This is a genomic window from Streptomyces sp. NBC_00212, from assembly GCF_045206365.1.
Taxonomy (GTDB): domain Bacteria; phylum Actinomycetota; class Actinomycetes; order Streptomycetales; family Streptomycetaceae; genus Streptomyces.
The window spans coordinates 3,455,530-3,473,272 of the sequence record NZ_CP108115.1 but is presented as its reverse complement, the minus strand read 5'-3'; the positions used below and the strand labels follow the sequence as shown (position 1 = coordinate 3,473,272).

The 17,743-nt window shown below is 73.1% G+C and carries 12 protein-coding genes; 8 read left to right on the top strand and 4 right to left on the bottom strand.

The window, feature by feature from the left end; translation table 11 throughout:
* Nucleotides 1-113: 113 nt before the first annotated feature.
* Both OHA17_RS15735 and OHA17_RS15730 read right to left on the bottom strand, forming a co-directional pair.
* A complete protein-coding gene (locus tag OHA17_RS15735) occupies nucleotides 114-1,715 on the bottom strand; it encodes a DUF5691 domain-containing protein (protein ID WP_406507189.1) in 1,602 nt (533 codons plus the stop codon).
* 416 nt (nucleotides 1,716-2,131) lie between these two features.
* Nucleotides 2,132-3,460 carry an SWIM zinc finger family protein gene (locus OHA17_RS15730; protein ID WP_406507188.1) on the bottom strand — a complete coding sequence of 443 codons (1,329 nt, stop codon included), beginning with the start codon at nucleotides 3,458-3,460 and terminating at the stop codon, nucleotides 2,132-2,134.
* A gap of 128 nt (nucleotides 3,461-3,588) precedes the next feature.
* On the opposite strand from OHA17_RS15730, the gene OHA17_RS15725 reads away from it, so the two are divergent.
* The 5 genes from OHA17_RS15725 to sucD all read left to right on the top strand — a co-directional run bounded on the left by OHA17_RS15725 (nucleotide 3,589) and on the right by sucD (nucleotide 10,506).
* Nucleotides 3,589-4,725, top strand: a complete 1,137-nt coding sequence (locus OHA17_RS15725; RefSeq protein WP_406507187.1) for an AAA family ATPase — start codon at nucleotides 3,589-3,591, stop codon at nucleotides 4,723-4,725.
* Nucleotides 4,722-7,034, top strand: a complete 2,313-nt coding sequence (locus OHA17_RS15720) for a DUF5682 family protein (protein WP_406507186.1) — start codon at nucleotides 4,722-4,724, stop codon at nucleotides 7,032-7,034. Before OHA17_RS15725 ends, OHA17_RS15720 begins: the two co-directional genes overlap by 4 nt.
* 8 nt (nucleotides 7,035-7,042) lie before the next feature.
* The gene (locus OHA17_RS15715) at nucleotides 7,043-8,188 is read left to right on the top strand and encodes a VWA domain-containing protein (RefSeq protein WP_406507185.1); all 1,146 of its coding nucleotides are present in this window, start codon (nucleotides 7,043-7,045) and stop codon (nucleotides 8,186-8,188) included.
* Nucleotides 8,189-8,420: 232 nt separating this feature from the next.
* Entirely contained in the window at nucleotides 8,421-9,599 is a 1,179-nt protein-coding gene (gene sucC, locus OHA17_RS15710) for an ADP-forming succinate--CoA ligase subunit beta (RefSeq protein WP_053728341.1), read from the top strand.
* A gap of 22 nt (nucleotides 9,600-9,621) precedes the next feature.
* A complete protein-coding gene (gene sucD / locus OHA17_RS15705) occupies nucleotides 9,622-10,506 on the top strand; it encodes a succinate--CoA ligase subunit alpha (protein WP_406507184.1) in 885 nt (294 codons plus the stop codon).
* An 88-nt stretch (nucleotides 10,507-10,594) separates the two neighbouring features.
* Here sucD and OHA17_RS15700 read toward each other — a convergent pair whose 3' ends face one another.
* A complete protein-coding gene (locus OHA17_RS15700) occupies nucleotides 10,595-12,169 on the bottom strand; it encodes a sigma factor-like helix-turn-helix DNA-binding protein (protein WP_406507183.1) in 1,575 nt (524 codons plus the stop codon).
* Between the two features lie 173 nt (nucleotides 12,170-12,342).
* On the opposite strand from OHA17_RS15700, the gene OHA17_RS15695 reads away from it, so the two are divergent.
* Complete coding sequence (locus tag OHA17_RS15695) at nucleotides 12,343-14,361, top strand: DUF6350 family protein (protein WP_406507182.1); 2,019 nt, start codon at nucleotides 12,343-12,345, stop codon at nucleotides 14,359-14,361.
* A gap of 13 nt (nucleotides 14,362-14,374) precedes the next feature.
* On the opposite strand, the gene OHA17_RS15690 is transcribed toward OHA17_RS15695, so the two are convergent.
* A complete protein-coding gene (locus tag OHA17_RS15690; protein ID WP_406507181.1) occupies nucleotides 14,375-15,151 on the bottom strand; it encodes a hypothetical protein in 777 nt (258 codons plus the stop codon).
* Between the two features lie 272 nt (nucleotides 15,152-15,423).
* Here OHA17_RS15690 and purN point away from each other — a divergent pair, with 272 nt between their 5' ends.
* Together purN and purH are read left to right on the top strand one after the other, a co-directional pair.
* Nucleotides 15,424-16,092 (top strand): phosphoribosylglycinamide formyltransferase, encoded by a 669-nt coding sequence (gene purN / locus OHA17_RS15685; RefSeq protein WP_406507180.1) that lies wholly within the window; start codon nucleotides 15,424-15,426, stop codon nucleotides 16,090-16,092.
* On the top strand, nucleotides 16,019-17,653 hold the full coding sequence (gene purH, locus OHA17_RS15680) for a bifunctional phosphoribosylaminoimidazolecarboxamide formyltransferase/IMP cyclohydrolase (protein ID WP_406507179.1): 1,635 nt from the start codon (nucleotides 16,019-16,021) through the stop codon (nucleotides 17,651-17,653). Before purN ends, purH begins: the two co-directional genes overlap by 74 nt.
* The last annotated feature ends 90 nt before the right edge of the window (nucleotides 17,654-17,743 follow it).

The following is a 17,743-nucleotide window of genomic DNA, read 5'->3' as shown; positions in this document are numbered from 1 at the left end:
GCGCGGGGAACTGCGCGACCAGCCCCCACCGGCCCGCAGTCGACCGGCACATCCCGCCGGGAGCGGGGCCCGGGGGCCCCCGGGTTCGCAGGTTCGGCGGCACGCCGGGGGTGCTAGCTCGACAGTTCCTCCCGCATCGCCGCGCGCAAGCGCAACGTCGCCACCAGCCGCTGAAACGCCTCCGCCCAGTACCCCCCGGCCCCCGGCGACGCCCCTTCCTCCTCCGGCGGCGTGGCCGTCAGGGCCTCCAGGCGCGGGGACTCCGAAGGGTCGAGGCAGCGCTCGGCCAGGCCCATCACCCCGCTGAAGCTCCACGGGTAGCTCCCCGCGTCCCGCGCGATTTCCAGCGCGTCCACCACCGCCCGCCCCAGCGCCCCCGCCCACGGCACCACGCAGACCCCGAGCAGCTGGAACGCCTCCGACAGGCCGTGCGCGGATATGAACCGGGCCACCCAGTCCGCCCGTTCGTCCTCCCCGAGGATCGACAGGAGCTTGGCCCGCTCGGCCAACGACGCCGTGCCCACGCCCTCGCCGGGCGGCGCCGACGGGGCGCCGAGCAGGGCCCGGGACCACTCCGCATCACGCTGCCGCACCGCCGCCCGGCACCACGCGGCGTGCAGTTCTTCGCCCCAGCCGTCGGCCACCGGCAGCGCCACGATGTCGCGGGCGGTACGCCCGCCGAGCCTCGCCGGCCACGTGCCCAGCGGGGCCGACTCCACCAACTGGCCCAGCCACCATGACCGTTCGCCCCGCCCCGCCGGCGGCCTCGGCGCGACCCCGTCCCGCTGCATCGCCGCGTCGCACTCGTGCGGCGCCTCCACCGCGACCAGCGTCCCGTCGCCCGTCCGGTCCAGGGACACGCAGGTCATCGCCCGCTGCGCCATCCGCCCCGCCAGCGCCGAACCCGGCAGCGCGGACAGCAACTCCGCCGCCGTCGCCCGCACATTGCGGCTCCGGTCGGCCAACGCCCCCTCCAGGAACGGCTCGTCCTCCGCCGAGAGCCCGTCGCGCAGCGAGTCCAGGAACATCAGCCGGTCCTCGGCCCGCTCCGTCGCCCACGTCGCGGCGAGCAGCGCCCTGCCTGCCTCCGGGTCGTACGCCCGCACCGCCCCGAGCAGCGCCACCCGTTCCGCGAACAGCCCCTCGTTCCAAAGGAGTTGTACGGATTCGGCGTCCCCGGGATCGGGCAGCACCGCGCTGCCCGACGCGCCGCGCAGCGCGAAGCGCCACTCCGGGTTGAGCCGGGCCAGCCACAGCCCGCACGGGCCCGCGAAGGCCAGGGCCTGCGGGCGCAGATCGGTGCGGGCCCGGGCCGCGTCGAGGAGCGCGGGCAGGAGCGCCGACGGGGCACGCAGACCCCGCTCGTTGGCGACGGCCAGCCACTGGGGGAGCAGTTCCCCAAGATCCGGCGCGCTCCCACGCCTGCCCCCGGCATGCGCGGGCGCCGAACGGTCGGCCAGCAGCATCCCGAGCCGCCGCCGCGCCGCCTCCGGCAGCGCGGGCCGCTCGTCTGGTGGTGCGGGCTGCGGACGTACTCCCGCGGTCGCCGGAACCAGCCCCGCCCTGCGTCGCAAGGTCTGCGTCGCGGCGGCGTCGAGAAGTTCCTCGGGCCTGCCGGCCGCCGGCCGCCGGTCGGTGCCCAGCAGCGCCGAGGTCACGAGCTCCTCCCAGGAGCCGGTTGAGACAGCGGCCGCGTTGACGGTAGCGCCGGACATCTAGTCCCCTTCCATTCCCATGGCTTCGGTTTGTTCTGCTTCGTTTCGCCTCGTCGGTGGGGGCCTGCGGTCGGTGGTGCAGGTGGGGGCGGGTATGCGGGGCGCGCCCTGTGGTGCGGGTGCGGGCCGGTGGTGGCGGCGCCGCCCTGCGGTCGGCTGTGCGGGCAGATGTCGCGGGGCGGGGCTGTGGCATCGCCGGTACGGAGCGCGCCGTCGGGGAGTGGGGGCGGGAACGCGGCGGGGTACCTCCTCATACGTCGCGCAGTTCCGCCCGCCGAAGATCCCCCCAGCACCAGCGCTCCTCCTTGCGGGGGCACCCCACCACGTCCCCACCCGGCCGGACCCACGCCCGCCCGTGATGCCTCGATGACCGTTCAGACATTTCTTTACGGGGAGGCTGGGTGCCTGCCCGACCGTCATGGCAGCGCTACTGGCTGCCTTGCTCCCTCCGGCCACGCCGCCAGCGGGGTGAAGCCCCTGTGGCCACATTCGCCGAAGACCCTGATCGGGGCGCCTCCGGACAGGGCGACCAGCTTCCACACAGCCGGGCGCGCTGCCGCTCCCGGCGGCACCGGGAGAGCCAACTCGTTGTTGGCATCAGCTAGTTGCCAGTCGTCGGCGCCGTCCTTCGGGGGGATCGGTATCGCCCCGGTCAGCGTCATCGGGTACGTCTCCAGCCACGGGTCGTTCAAGAGGGCTTGGCCGTACCGCTCGACCGCTTCGGTCACCGTGCCGCCCGGGGGCAGGGCCTCGGGGGTGGTCGGAGTGCCGTACCGCTCGCCCAGGGCGGCCCTTAGCTGGCCCGCACCCGGGTACGGCGTCAGGTCGGCGTCCAGCGCCAGGCCCACCGGCAGCGCGATCCCCGGAGCTCGGCCCGCCGCACCGAAGTCCAGGATCAGCGCCGAGCGGCCCGACTTCTCTCCGTACAGCCAGATCCGGCGCGTCGTGAGCTTCGCGTCGGCCGTGTCGTACTGGGCGAGGACCTGCCAGCTGTCGCGGATCGCCTGGCCTTGTGGAGCGGTGGGGACGCCCATGCACGAGCGCACCGTCGCGGCCAGGGAGTCCGGCAGCGCTTCCCGGCCGAGCCAGGCGCGGTCCAGGAGGTGCAGCAGCGCGCACTCTTCGAGCAGGCGCATCGGCCAGCCCGGGCCCGAACCCGGTATCGCGCCCAACTCCCTTACACGCGAGGCAAGTCCTGGCGCCTGGGCGTCGACCATGCGGGCGGCCGTCTCCTCCCACAGGCCGTACCCGGGACGCTCCGCCGCCGCAAGCCCGCCGCTCAGCAGGTCCGCGAGGCGCTGCTCCAGTTCTGTGGCGCCCGTCGTGATCCGGTCGGCTCGTCTCTCCGCCCTGCGGTTGGCCGCCTCAACTGGATTATTTTCGCGTTTGGTTGGGGGCTGATCCGTCCTTCCCTTCAGCCACTGCTCCGCCCAGTGCGGTGCCGACCCGTCCGGCACCGTCTGCTCGTCCGCCGACCAGAGGAGCAGCAGGCCTATCGCGTGCTTGCACGGGAACTTCCGGCTCGGGCAACTGCATTTGTATTTCTGGTTATTTGTGTCGATCACTGTTTGGTACGGCTTGCTGCCGCTGCCCTTGCACAGGCCCCACACCGCCCCCGCGCCGTCGCACCCGCTCTCCGACCACGGACCGGCCGTGCCGAGCCCGCTTCCCGCCTTGCGTGACGCATCGTCAGGTGCCAGTGCGAGCACCTGCTCCGACGTCCAGCGCACCCCCTGCTGAGTCATGTCCCCGAAGGTACGCGTGACCACTGACAATCGGCTCTGACCTGCGACGAAGGGTCATTGTCAGTGCCGTGGTGCACGGTTGTGACCACAAGCCGGTCGAACGTCTCGAACGATCTGGAGGGGGAGTCATGGCTGTGTCCGAAATCGAGTCCGCGAACACCCGATCCCGCGCGGAAGCCGCTACGGAAGAGGCTCTGCGGCCGCATGCCGAGCATGCCTTCGCGGGGGAACTCGCGGCGCTCGCCGCGGCTGATGACCGGCCGAGGCCCGTCCGTTGGCGGCTCTCGCCCTGGGCGGTCGCCACCTATCTGCTCGGCGGCACCCTGCCCGACGGCACCGTGATCACGCCGAAGTACGTGGGCCCGCGCCGCATCGTCGAGGTCGCCGTCACCACCCTCGCCACCGACCGCGCGCTGCTCCTGCTCGGCGTCCCCGGCACCGCCAAGACCTGGGTGTCCGAGCACCTCGCGGCCGCCGTCAGCGGTGACTCCACGCTGCTCGTGCAGGGCACTGCGGGTACGCCGGAGGAGGCTGTTCGGTACGGGTGGAACTACGCGCGGCTGCTCGCCCACGGGCCGAGCCGCGACGCGCTCGTGCCCAGTCCGGTGATGCGGGCCATGGCGCAGGGCATGACCGCCCGGGTCGAAGAGCTGACCCGCATCCCCGCCGACGTGCAGGACACGTTGATCACGATCCTGTCCGAAAAGACGCTGCCCATCCCGGAGTTGGGCGCCGAGACCCAGGCCGTACGGGGCTTCAATCTGATCGCCACCGCCAATGACCGCGACCGTGGTGTCAACGAGCTGTCCAGTGCGCTGCGGCGGCGCTTCAACACGGTGGTGCTCCCGTTGCCCGCCACGGCGGACGCCGAGGTCGACATCGTCTCGCGTCGCGTCGACCAGCTCGGCCGCTCGCTCGACCTGCCCTCTGTGCCCGATGGGATCGCGGAGATCCATCGGGTTGTCACTGTCTTTCGCGAACTGCGTGACGGGGTCACCGTTGACGGCCGCACGAAGCTTAAATCCCCTTCCGGGACGCTCTCCACGGCCGAGGCGATCTCCGTCGTGACCGGCGGCCTCGCGCTCGCCGCCCACTTCGGGGACGGCGTGCTCAGGGCGGGCGATGTTGCTGCCGGCATCCTCGGCGCGGTCGTGCGCGACCCGGCGGCGGACCGCGTCATCTGGCAGGAGTATCTGGAGACGGTGGTCCGCGAGCGGGACGGCTGGAAGGACTTCTACCGTGCCTGCCGCGAGGTGTCCGTATGACAGGGCCTCTGCTGCTCGGGGTGCGGCACCACGGGCCCGGCTCGGCGCGTGCGGTGCGGGCCGCGCTGGAGGCCGCCCGGCCGCGGGCCGTGCTCATCGAGGGGCCGCCCGAGGGCGATGCCTTGGTGGCTCTTGCCGCCGACGAGGCCATGCGCCCGCCCGTCGCGCTGCTCGCCACTGTCGTCGACGACCCGGCGCGGGCTGCCTTCTGGCCCATGGCCGAGTTCTCGCCGGAGTGGGTGGCGATCCGGTGGGGCCTGGAGCACGGGGCGCAGGTGCGTTTCGTTGATCTGCCCGCCGCTCATTCGCTGGCGGTGGAGAAGGGGCAGGCGGAGGAGGGCGGGGCGCGGGTCGATCCCCTTGGCACGCTTGCCGAGGCCGCCGGGTACGACGATCCGGAGCGCTGGTGGGAGGACGTCGTCGAGCACCGCGACGCCGCGGCGGACCCCCGGGCGCCGTTCGCCGCGCTCGGCGAGGCCATGGCCGTATTGCGCGAGACCTACGGCGATGGCGGTCATGGGATCGATCTGGTCCGCGAAGCCTATATGCGGCAGCAACTGCGGGCTTCAGTAAGGGAGTTCGGGGATCAGGTCGCCGTCGTCTGCGGGGCCTGGCACGTGCCCGCGCTCGCCGGGAAGTTCACCGTGGCCGCCGATCGCGCCCTGCTCAAGGGGCTGCCCAAGGTCAAGGCCGAGCTGACCTGGGTCCCTTGGACGCACCGCAGGCTCGCCCGGCGCAGCGGCTACGGGGCGGGGATCGACTCGCCCGGCTGGTACGGGCACCTCTTCAGCGCCCCCGACCGGCCCATCGAGCGCTGGATGACCAAGGTGGCCGGGCTGCTCCGCGCGGAGGACCGGCAGGTCTCGTCCGCCCATGTCATCGAGGCCGTCCGGCTCGCCGGGACGCTCGCCGCGATGCGCGGCCGCCCGCTGCCCGGCCTCGCCGAGACCACCGACGCCGTACGGGCCGTGATGTGCGAGGGCTCCGATGTGCCGCTCGGCCTGATCCGGGACCGGCTGATCGTGGGGGAAGTGCTCGGCGAGGTGCCCGACGCCGCGCCCGCCGTCCCGCTCCAGCGCGATCTCGCGAGGGCTCAGCGAAGCCTGCGGCTCAAACCAGAGGCGTTGGAGCGGGAGTTGGAGCTCGACCTGCGCAAGGACACCGATGCGGGGCGCAGTCGGCTGCTGCACCGGCTGCGGTTGCTCGGCATCGGCTGGGGCGAGCAGACGCAGGCCCGCTCCACCGGCACCTTCCGGGAGAACTGGCGGCTGCGCTGGGAACCGGAGCTGTCGGTGCGGGTCGCCGAGGCCGGGGTGTGGGGCACCACCGTCCTGGCCGCCGCCACCGCCAAGGCCGAGTCGGAGGCGGCCGCCGCGACCGCCCTCGGCGAGATCACCGCGCTCGCCGAGCGCTGCCTCCTCGCCGAACTGCCGGACGCGCTGCCGGTGGTGATGCGCGCGCTCGCCGACCGGGCCGCGCTCGACACGGACGTCGCCCACCTCGCCCAGGCCCTGCCGTCCCTCGCCCGCACGCTGCGCTACGGAGACGTGCGCGGCACCACGACCGCGGGGCTCACCGAGGTCGCGGAGGGCCTCGCCGAACGCATCTGCGTGGGACTGCCCCCCGCCTGCGCCGCCCTGGACGCGGACGGCGCCGCCGAGATGCGCACCCATCTGGACGGCGTCCACACCGCCATAGGCCTCCTCGCGGACGCCGACGCGGGCGGGCTCCGCGAGCGCTGGTCCGCCGTGCTCGGCCGGCTCGCCTCGCGCGACACCGTGCCCGGGATCATCCGTGGCCGCGCGGTGCGGCTGCTGCTCGACGACGGGCGGATCGAGAGCGAGGACGCGGCCCGCCACATGGGCCTCGCGCTGTCACCGGGCGCGCCGCCCGCCGACGCGGCCGCCTGGATCGAGGGGTTCGTCGGCGGCGCCTCCGGCGGCGGCATGCTCCTGGTGCACGACGAGCGGCTGCTCGGCCTGGTCGACGGCTGGCTGACGAGCGTGGCGCCGGACGCGTTCACCGACGTACTGCCCCTGCTGCGCAGGACGTTCGCCGCCTACGAGGCGGGGGTGCGGCGCACGCTCGGGGAGCTGGTGCGGCGCGGTCCGGCCGTGCGGTCCGGCCCCGATGACGCCGCCGTACCCGGATTCGGGTCCGGGCTCGATGCCGCTCGCGCCGACGCCGTACTCCCGCTGATAGCGCTCCTGCTGGGACGGGACGGATCCAGTGACCCCGATGGAATGGACAGCCTTGGCAGACCTGACGGCCTCGACGACTCCAACTGCTTTGTGGGGGTGGGGAATTGACGACCAGCATGCGACCAAGCGCTGACGAGCGGCTGCGGCGCTGGCGGCTCGTGCTCGGCGGGGAGCCCGGCGCCGAGGGGACCGGCTGCACGCTCGCCGGGCAGGACGCCGCCATGGACGGCGCGCTCGCCGCGCTCTACGGCGGCGGCAGGAGCGGGGGCAAGGACCGCGGCGCCGGGCTCGGGGCGTCCGCGCCGTCCGTCGCGCGCTGGCTCGGCGACATCCGTACGTACTTCCCGAGCTCGGTGGTGCAGGTCATGCAGCGCGACGCCATCGAGCGGCTCGGGCTCGCCACGCTTCTCCTGGAGCCGGAGATGCTGGAGGCCGTCGAGGCCGACGTCCATCTCGTCGGCACCCTGCTCTCGCTCAACAAGGCGATGCCCGAGACGACGAGGGAGACCGCGCGGGCGGTGGTGCGCAAGGTCGTCGAGGACCTGGAGAAGCGGCTCGCCACCCGCACCCGGGCCACCCTCACCGGCGCCCTCGACCGCAGCGCCCGCATCAGCCGGCCCCGCCACCGCGACATCGACTGGGACCGCACGATCAGGGCCAACCTCAAGAACTACCTGCCCGAGTACAACACCGTCGTGCCCGAGCGGCTCATCGGGTACGGGCGGGCCGCGCGGGGCGTGAAGAAGGACGTCGTGCTGTGCATCGACCAGTCCGGGTCGATGGCGGCGTCCGTCGTCTACGCGTCGGTCTTCGGCGCCGTGCTCGCCTCGATGCGGTCGATCGCGACCCGCCTGGTGGTCTTCGACACCGCCGTCGTCGACCTCACCGACCAGCTCGACGACCCCGTCGACGTCCTGTTCGGCACCCAGCTCGGCGGCGGCACCGACATCAACCGGGCGCTCGCCCACTGCCAGTCGCAGATCACCCGTCCTGCCGACACCGTGGTCGTTCTCATCAGTGATCTTTACGAGGGCGGGATACGGGACGAGATGCTCAAGCGCGTCGCCGCGATGAAGGCGTCCGGGGTGCAGTTCGTGGCCCTGCTCGCGCTCTCCGACGAAGGCGCCCCGGCGTACGACCGCGAGCACGCGGCGGCCCTGGCCGCGCTTGGTGCCCCCGCCTTCGCCTGCACCCCGGACCTGTTCCCCGAGGTGATGGCCGCGGCGATCGAGCGGCGGCCGCTCCCGATACCCGAGGCGTGAGCGAGGTCATACCTGGGCGCGCCCTGAGCAGGTGATCTGTGACAGGTATCACCGCTCAGGTGTGATCTGCGATTTAGGGACCTACGTCCTGCGGAGATAACCTGCGAGACGGACATGCCGCGTACTCGGACACCGTGTACGCCTCCCTCAGTGACAGCGCCGTCACGTTGCCCTTCGCGGCACGCCCAGCAGACAACGGAACCGCGATACCACTGAAAAGGGACGGACGCGCGTGGACCTGTTCGAGTACCAGGCGAGGGACCTCTTCGCCAAGCACGGTGTACCGGTGCTGGCCGGTGAAGTGATCGACACGCCTGAGGCGGCGCGCGAGGCCACTGAGCGTCTCGGCGGCAAGTCGGTCGTCAAGGCGCAGGTGAAGGTCGGTGGCCGCGGCAAGGCCGGCGGCGTGAAGCTGGCCGCCAACGCGGACGAGGCCGTCGCCCGCGCGACGGACATCCTCGGCATGGACATCAAGGGCCACACGGTCCACAAGGTGATGATCGCCGAGCTGTCCCCGGAGATCGAGGCGGAGTACTACGTCTCGTACCTCCTCGACCGCACCAACCGCACCTTCCTCGCCATGGCGTCGGTGCAGGGCGGCATGGACATCGAGGAGGTCGCGGAGAAGACCCCCGAGGCCCTCGCGAAGGTTCCGGTCAACGCCGTCGAGGGCGTCGACATCGAGAAGGCCCGCGAGATCGTCGCCCTGGCGAAGTTCCCGGCCGACGTGGCCGAGGGCGTCGCCGAGGCCATGGTGACCCTGTGGAAGACCTTCGTCGCCGAGGACGCGCTCCTCGTCGAGGTCAACCCGCTGGTCAAGACCAAGGACGGCCGCATCCTGGCCCTCGACGGCAAGGTGTCCCTGGACGAGAACGCCGAGTTCCGCCAGCCGGAGCACGAGGCCCTTGAGGACAAGGCCGCGGCCAACCCCCTTGAGGCGGCCGCCAAGGCCAAGAACCTCAACTACGTGAAGCTCGACGGCGAGGTCGGCATCATCGGCAACGGCGCGGGTCTCGTCATGAGCACCCTGGACGTCGTCGCGTACGCCGGTGAGAACCACGGCGGCGTGAAGCCGGCCAACTTCCTCGACATCGGCGGCGGCGCGTCCGCCCAGGTGATGGCGAACGGCCTGGAGATCATCCTCGGCGACGCGGACGTCAAGTCCGTGTTCGTCAACGTCTTCGGCGGCATCACCGCGTGCGACGAGGTCGCCAACGGCATCGTCCAGGCGCTGGCCCTGCTCGCCGAGAAGGGCGAAGAGGTCACCAAGCCGCTGGTCGTCCGTCTCGACGGCAACAACGCGGAGCTGGGTCGCAAGATCCTCAGCGACGCCAACCACCCGCTGGTGCAGCGCGTGGACACCATGGACGGCGCGGCCGACAAGGCCGCCGAGCTCGCGGCTGCGAAGTAAGGGAAGAGGTTAAGACACCACCATGGCTATCTTCCTCACCAAGGACAGCAAGGTCATCGTCCAGGGCATGACCGGTGCCACGGGCATGAAGCACACCAAGCTCATGCTGGCCGACGGCACCGACATCGTCGGTGGCGTGAACCCCCGCAAGGCCGGCACGACCGTCGACTTCGACGGCACCGAGGTCCCGGTCTTCGGCTCCGTCAAGGAAGCGATGGAGAAGACGGGCGCCGACGTCTCCGTCCTCTTCGTGCCGCCGGCCTTCGCCAAGGCCGCCGTCGTCGAGGCCATCGACGCCGAGATCCCCCTCGCCGTGGTCATCACCGAGGGCATCGCCGTCCACGACTCCGCCGCCTTCTGGGCGTACGCGAAGGCCAAGGGCAACAAGACCCGCATCATCGGCCCGAACTGCCCGGGTCTGATCACCCCCGGCCAGTCCAACGCGGGCATCATCCCGGGCGACATCACCAAGCCGGGCCGTATCGGCTTGGTGTCGAAGTCCGGCACGCTGACCTACCAGATGATGTACGAGCTGCGTGACATCGGCTTCTCGTCCGCCGTCGGCATCGGTGGCGACCCGATCATCGGCACCACGCACATCGACGCGCTCGCCGCGTTCGAGGCCGACCCCGAGACCGACCTGATCGTCATGATCGGCGAGATCGGCGGCGACGCCGAGGAGCGTGCGGCCGACTACATCAAGGCCAACGTCACCAAGCCGGTCGTCGGCTACGTCGCGGGCTTCACCGCGCCCGAGGGCAAGACCATGGGCCACGCCGGCGCCATCGTCTCCGGCTCCTCCGGCACCGCCCAGGCGAAGAAGGAGGCCCTGGAGGCCGCCGGCGTCAAGGTCGGCAAGACGCCGACCGAGACCGCCAAGCTCGCGCGCGCCATCCTCGGCAGCTGAGCACCGCCTCGCCTAGCGGGGACGCATGAAGGGCCCGCACTCCTCGGGGGGTGCGGGCCCTCGTGCGTTCGCGTACGGGAACGAGCGGTCAGCGGATGTCGACGACCAGGCGATACGGGCCGCGGGCCGGTTCCTTGCGCAGCTTGTCGCGCAGCTCGACGTCCTCGCTGGTCAGCCGCTGCGGGCCGCTGTTGACGGGGACGCCGGAGACGCGTTCACCGGGCGGCACCGGGAGCACGTGGTAGTGCGGCACCGTCACCACGGTGAACATCGTCGCGCCGACGATCAGCGTGGTGAAGGCGATCGCGGCCCGGGTCCAGAACCGGCGGCGCCGCTCGCTCCCGGTGCGTACGACCGGAGCGGACGGCAGCGCGGTGACGCAGGCCGGCCCGGCGGACGCGAGGTCGGCGATGCGTTCGCGCAGCACGGACGAGAGGGCCTCCGGGCTCTTGGCCCCGGCCGCCTCGGGCACCCGGCGGGCGATGGCGTTCCGGGCGTGCAGCAGGCGGCTCGCGGCGGCCGGGGTGCTGGCCTCCGTCTCGGCGGCGGTCTCGGGCAGGTCGAGCCCGAGGCCGTCGTACAGGAGCACCGTGCGCCGGTAGGCGGGCGGCAGATCGAGCAGCGCGTCGAGCAGCGCCCGGCGTTCGGGCTCGGCGGGCGGCTGGTCGGGGTGCTTGTGGGCGCGCCGGAAGCGGTGCCAGGGGGCCATCGCGTATTCGTACGCCGCCGTCCGCACCCACCCCGCCGGGTCGCGGTCGGTGGCGACCGCGGGCCAGTTCTCCCAGGCCAGATGGAAGGCGCGCTCCACCGATTCGCGCGAGAGCCGGGTCCGCCCGGTGAGCAGATAGGCCTGCCGGGCGAGGTCGGGGGCGATGGAGCAGTACAGCGCGTCGAACGCCTCGGCGGCCGTGAGCGGGCCCGGCACGGCCCGCTGCCCGGGGTGCGCTTCCGCGGGCGGGACGGGCGCCTTGGGCGTGGTCCCGGCGTCTGGGTCGGTCTCGGTCCCGGTGTCGGGCTCGCCTGCCGCCGCCTCCGACTCCTCGGTGTCCTGGGGCTGCTCCGGCAGGATGCGGGCGGCGCCCCCGGTCGGCGCTCCCGCGCTGGTCGGCGCGCCGGGCTTGAGTACTTCGTTGGCGGGGACGGGCACGGAGGCGGCCGGGGCCGGGTGCTCGTGGCGGGTGTGCGGGGTGGCCGGGGGTTTCGCGGCCTTCTTGGCGGCCGGCTTGGGGCGGGTGTTGGCCGCGTGCGGCTTCGCGGGCTGTTTGGCCCCCTTCGCCGGCTGGGCCCGGGCGGCGGTGGCCGGACGTGCCGCGTCCTGTTCGCCGGAGTCGGAGCCGTCGTTGGGGCCGCCGTTGGGGTCGGGCCCGGCCCCGGAGCAGGGCTCGGAGCCGTCGTCGTCGAGGTCGAGGTCGTCCTGCTCGGCCACCGCCGCCATCTCCGCCTCGATGGCGGCGAGCAGCCGGGCGTAGTGCTCGCCCTTGCGCCCGCGCGGCGTGGTGCGGCCGGTCTCCCAGGAGCGCACGGTCGCGCGCGTGACGCCGACGGCCGTCGCGACCTGCGCCTCGGTCAGGTCCTTCGCCTCCCGCAGGCGGCGCCGTTCCTTGGGGGTGGGCAGGGGGGGCCTGGCATCGGTGTCATTGGTATCGGCCGTGCTCTGTGTCATGAAGGCTCCCAGGGCTCCCCGCGAAGGCCGTAGCGGCTGTTGCACCCGTGGCGACGCAGCTCGAAACGCCCCGGGTGAAAAAGTACATAACCGTATATTGAGCGACACATCGGCCATTCGCTGGTTACGCGAAGAAAGCGCGTGTCGTTGGCAGCATGGCTCGGGTGACCCAAATGACCGACCGCAGCCTGCCGTTGCTTTCCGCCCAGGCGCGCTCATCCGTACTCGCCACCTGTTCGCTGCGCGGCGCGATCGCGGCGGGGGTCGGGCTCGGCGCCCTGGCCGTGCCCGTGATGCTGCTGTGGATCACCTCCCCGTACCCCGACAGCGGCCTTGGCGGCGCCCTGCGCACGGCCACCTCCCTGTGGCTGCTCGCCCATGGCGCGCAGCTGGTCAGGCCCGAAACCCTGACCGGCACGCCGGCGCCGGTCGGCGTGGTGCCGCTGCTCCTGGCGGCGCTGCCCGTCTGGCTCGCCCACCGCGCGGCCCGCGACGCGCTGATGCCCGACGAGGACGAGGAGTACGAGGACGACAGCCTCGGGCCGGTGCCTCCCGGTTGGCCCGTGTTCTGGGGGGTGACCTGCGGATACCTCGTGATCGCGGCGGCCGCCGCGCTGTACGCGGCCGCCGGACCCATGCCCGCCGCCCCGCTCAGCGCGCTGCTGCACCTGCCGCTCACGGTGGCGCTCGCGGCCGGGGCCGGCGTCTGGACCGCGCACGGCCGACCGCTCGGACCGCTGCCGGACCGCGTTCCGGCGTGGGTGCGGGGCGCGCTTCTGGCCGCTCGTACGAGTGCTGCCGCACGGTCCGCCGGGGCCGCCACCGCGGTGCTGCTCGGCGGCGGCGCGCTGCTCGCGGCGGCCGGGGTCGCCTGGCACTTCGGCGTCGCCGAGGACGCGTTCCTGCGGCTCGCGGAGGACTCGTCGGGGCGGCTCGCGCTGCTGCTGCTCGGCGTCACGCTGGTGCCGAACGCGGCGGTGTGGGGCGCGTCGTACGGGCTCGGGCCCGGCTTCGCCGTCGGTACGGGGGCGCTGGTGCGCCCCCTCGGCATGGCGGGCACGCCCGCGCTGCCGCACTTCCCGCTGCTCGCGGCGGTGCCGACGGGCGCGCACGGGTCCTGGTGGAACTGGGCGGCGGTGTTGGTGCCGTTGGCGGCGGGGGTGGTGCTGGCCCGGTTCACCGCGCGGGCGGCCGTGGCCGGGGGCTGGGGGCGCCGGGAGACCGCGGGAGCGGCCCTGCTCGGGGCCGTGCTGTGCGGGTGCGCGCTCGCGCTGCTCGCGGCGCTGGCGGGCGGGCCGCTGGGCACGCGGGCGCTGGCCGTGCTCGGGCCGGTCTGGTGGCGTACCGGGGGTGCGGCGCTGCTGTGGGCGGCGGTCGTGGGGGTGCCGGGGGCGGTGATCCTGCGGGGGTGCCGGAGGTGGGAGGCTTCCGTCGAGCGGCGCTCCGTGCGGGCCAGGGTCGTGGGGGTGTTCGCGTGGCGGCCGCGCCGCAAGCCGGTCGCGCCGGTGGACGCGGCCGGCGGGGCCGACCGCGACTACGACTTCCTGCCGGTGGGCGGGGGCGGGCTGTGGCACGAGGACGGGGCGCGGGAGGCCCGGTGGGCGGCGCTCAAGGAGGCGTCGGGTGGGCTGATGGCGGACATTCCGCCGCCCGGGGGCGGGGCGGACTCTCCCGCGCCCGGCCCCTTCCCGAAGAGTGGTTCCGCCCCGGACCCGGCTCCGCAATCGCCGGAGGGGATGGAGGTTGGCGCTGAGCCTGGGCCGGAGGGTGATTCGGGGGTGCGGTTCGGTTCCGGGTGGGGAGCGGGTCTGGCTTTGCCGGAGATTCCCGCGCGGCCGGCGGGCCCGGCGCCGAGGCTGCCGGCCCTGGGGAACTGGGGCTTCGTCCGGGACCCGGCTCCTCAGCCGCAGGAGGGGCTGGAGGACGGTCCTGGATCGGCGCCGGAAGGTGACGCCGGAGGCGACGAGCCCGTGCCGGCACCCGCCCCGAAACCCGACCCTGCCCCCGCACGCGAAGGCGACCCCACCCCGAAACCTGGCCCGGCACCCGAGGGTGCCCCGGCACGTGAACGTGGCCCGGCACCCGAGGGCGACCCGGCCATCGATCGTCGGCCCCCCTCTGACCCCGCACCCGAGCGCGACCCAGACAGCGCGCCCGACGGCGTCGAGCCGCAGCGCGGGGCCGTCGAATAGCGCCCCGCGGGAGCTACTCCTTGACCCCGAACAACGGCACCAGCTTCTCCGGGAGGAGGTCGTTGCAGGCCAACTGGCCCGACTTGGTCAGGGCGTCGTCCACGCACGTGTAGTAGTCGCGGTACACGATCTGCATCGTGTAGGTCGACGCCACCACCGTCAGGGCGAGGACCGCCGTGACCAGGCCTGTCACCGCCGCCGTCATCTGCGGCCTGCCCTGCGGCGGCGCCGGGGCGGCGGGGGCGGCGGGAGCCGGGGACGTGGCGGACGGCGCCTGTGGGGGCTTCGGCTTGGCGCGCAGGGAGCTGATCGCCCAGTACAGACCGAGCGCCCCCAGGAGCAGGGCGACCTCCGGCATGTCGAACAGGGCGAAGAAGAACGCCCACATCCCGGACAGCAGCGCGTAGCGGGCACGGCGCTGGGCCGGGTCCGCGGGGTCCCAGCGCAGGCCGGGCGCGGGCGGCGGGTTCTGGCCCGGGCCGCCCTCCGGACCCTCGGGGCGCCGGCCGAAGCCACCGGGCGCGCGGCCGGGCTGCTGGTTGCTCCACTGACTGCCCCAGGGCGAACCCTGGGGGTTTTCGCCACCCTCGCCCGGTGCCGGGCGCCGCGGCTGCCAGGGCTGGTCGGGGCGGCCCTCGGGCGGCGGGGCGAAGGGGTTGTCGTCGGCGGGGCCCGCTCCGGTGCCGCTTCCCGTGCCCTCCGGTCCCGAGTTCCCCGGGTCCGTCGAATGAGGGGAGCCGGGGGTGGAGGACTGGCGGGCTGCGAACAGCTGGTGGCGTCGGTCCGGCATCTGGTGAACGTCTTCCCCTCGGACCCGCGACCGGCCGGTCGGGCCAGGGGGTCACATCTCGCATGTAAGTGAAACAAGTCAGTGAGACAGGTCTCGTCTCGCGGCGTCCTCCCAGACGCTACCTGGCGGTCCGGCCCCCGTCCCGTGGGGGCCGTCCGGTGTGCCGGTATCGTTGCTGACGGTCGGCGCTTTCGTAGAGTTCCCCGTATCGAGGGGCACGATTCGTTCGTACGACCACACAAAGACGTACGACCGCGAGAAAGAGCCCCGCTGTGGCCTCCCCGCCCCCCTCCGCGTCCACTTCCCCGCCCGAAACAGGGCGCCCTGCCCGCCTTGTGGTGCTTGTGTCCGGGTCCGGCACGAATCTGCAGGCCCTGCTCGACGCCATCGCCGCCGATCCGCACGGATACGGCGCCCAGATCGTGGCCGTCGGCGCCGACCGGGATTCCATCGCCGGTCTGGAGCGCGCCGAGCGGGCCGGGATCCCGACCTTCGTCTGCCGGGTCAAGGACCACGGCTCCCGCGAGGAGTGGGACGCGGCGCTCGCCGCGGCCACCGAGGCGTACGCGCCGGACCTGGTCGTCTCGGCCGGGTTCATGAAGATCGTGGGGAAGGAATTCCTCGCCCGGTTCGGGGGGCGTGTGGTCAACACCCACCCCGCGCTGCTGCCCAGTTTTCCCGGAGCCCACGGCGTACGCGACGCGCTCGCGTACGGCGCCAGGGTCACCGGGTGCACCGTCCACTTCGTCGACGACGGCGTCGACACCGGCCCGATCATCGCCCAGGGCGTGGTCGAGATCCGGGACGAGGACGATGAAGCCGCTCTGCACGAGCGGATCAAGGAAGTCGAGCGACGGCTGCTCGTCGATGTCGTGGGGCACCTGGCCCGTAACGGCTACCGCATTGAGGGACGAAAGGTTCAGATCGGTGAACTCGGTTAGTACGGACACCGTCAAGCCCATCCGGCGGGCGCTGGTCAGCGTCTACGACAAGACGGGCCTTGAGGAGCTGGCGCAAGGGCTGCACGCGGCCGGGGTCGAGCTGGTGTCCACCGGGTCGACCGCCGCGAAGATCGCCGCCGTCGGCGTGCCGGTCACCAAGGTCGAGGAGCTCACCGGGTTCCCCGAGTGCCTCGACGGCCGGGTCAAGACGCTGCACCCCAAGGTGCACGCGGGGATCCTCGCCGACCTGCGCCTGGACGCCCACCGCGCGCAGCTCGACGAGCTCGGCGTGCGCCCCTTCGAGCTGGTCGTCGTGAACCTGTACCCGTTCAAGGAGACCGTCGCCTCCGGCGCGAGCCCCGACGAGTGCGTCGAGCAGATCGACATCGGCGGCCCCTCGATGGTCCGCGCCGCCGCCAAGAACCACCCCTCGGTCGCCGTGGTCACCAGCCCGCAGCGGTACGCGGCCGTGCTCGACGCCGTCAAGAACGGCGGCTTCGACCTGACCGCCCGCAAGCGCCTGGCGGCAGAAGCGTTCCAGCACACCGCCGCGTACGACGTGGCCGTGGCGTCCTGGATGACCAATGTGTACGCGCCCGAGGAGGGCGGCGCCCAGCTGCCCGAGTTCCTCGGCGGCACCTGGGAGCGCAAGTCCACGCTGCGCTACGGCGAGAACCCGCACCAGGCCGCGGCCCTCTACACCGACGGTCAGCCGGGCGGGCTCGCCAACGCCGAGCAGCTGCACGGCAAGGAGATGTCCTTCAACAACTACGTGGACACCGAGGCCGCGCGCCGCGCCGCCTACGACCACGACGAGCCCTGCGTCGCGATCATCAAGCACGCCAACCCGTGCGGCATCGCGATCGACGCCGACCTCGCCGCGGCCCACCGCAAGGCCCACGAGTGCGACCCGCTCTCCGCGTTCGGCGGCGTCATCGCCGTCAACCGGCCGGTGACGGTGGCGATGGCCGAGCAGGTCGCCGAGATCTTCACCGAGGTCATCGCGGCCCCGGACTACGAGGACGGCGCCGTCGAGGTGCTGGCCCGCAAGAAGAACATCCGGGTGCTCAAGGTGGACGGCACCCCGCACCAGCCCGGCGACCTCAAGGCGGTCTCCGGCGGCGCGGTGCTCCAGCAGACCGACGTCTTCCAGGCCGAGGGCGACGACCCCGCGAACTGGACGCTGGCCAGCGGTCAGGCCCTGTCCGAGGCCGAGTTGAAGGAGCTCGCCTTCGCCTGGATCGCCTGCCGGGCCGTCAAGTCCAACGCGATCCTGCTCGCCAAGGACGGCGCCTCGGTCGGCGTCGGCATGGGCCAGGTCAACCGGGTCGACTCCGCGAAGCTCGCCGTCGAGCGGGCCGGCGAGGAGCGCGCGCGGGGCTCGTACGCCGCCTCCGACGCGTTCTTCCCGTTCCCCGACGGCTTCGAGATCCTGGCGAACGCCGGGGTCAAGGCCGTGGTCCAGCCCGGCGGTTCGGTCCGCGACGAGCTGGTGGTCGAGGCCGCGAAGAAGGCGGGCGTGACGATGTACTTCACCGGAACGCGCCACTTCTTCCACTGACCCCGCACAGGCGCCGGGCACGCGTTCGCCCGCGTCGGGCTCCGGTACGCGGAAGGCCGCACCCCACGTGCGGGGTGCGGCCTTCCGGAC

Excerpts from the sequence above, each read along its gene's own strand:
- OHA17_RS15695 (WP_406507182.1), top strand. The coding sequence starts at position 12,343 with ATGACCGACCGCAGCCTGCCGTTGCTTTCCGCCCAGGCGCGCTCATCC.
- OHA17_RS15690 (WP_406507181.1), bottom strand. The coding sequence starts at position 15,151 with ATGCCGGACCGACGCCACCAGCTGTTCGCAGCCCGCCAGTCCTCCACC.
- OHA17_RS15730 (WP_406507188.1), bottom strand. The coding sequence starts at position 3,460 with ATGACTCAGCAGGGGGTGCGCTGGACGTCGGAGCAGGTGCTCGCACTG.
- OHA17_RS15735 (WP_406507189.1), bottom strand. The coding sequence starts at position 1,715 with ATGTCCGGCGCTACCGTCAACGCGGCCGCTGTCTCAACCGGCTCCTGG.
- OHA17_RS15715 (WP_406507185.1), top strand. The coding sequence starts at position 7,043 with ATGCGACCAAGCGCTGACGAGCGGCTGCGGCGCTGGCGGCTCGTGCTC.
- OHA17_RS15720 (WP_406507186.1), top strand. The coding sequence starts at position 4,722 with ATGACAGGGCCTCTGCTGCTCGGGGTGCGGCACCACGGGCCCGGCTCG.
- OHA17_RS15725 (WP_406507187.1), top strand. The coding sequence starts at position 3,589 with ATGGCTGTGTCCGAAATCGAGTCCGCGAACACCCGATCCCGCGCGGAA.
- sucD (WP_406507184.1), top strand. The coding sequence starts at position 9,622 with ATGGCTATCTTCCTCACCAAGGACAGCAAGGTCATCGTCCAGGGCATG.
- purH (WP_406507179.1), top strand. The coding sequence starts at position 16,019 with ATGTCGTGGGGCACCTGGCCCGTAACGGCTACCGCATTGAGGGACGAA.
- OHA17_RS15700 (WP_406507183.1), bottom strand. The coding sequence starts at position 12,169 with ATGACACAGAGCACGGCCGATACCAATGACACCGATGCCAGGCCCCCC.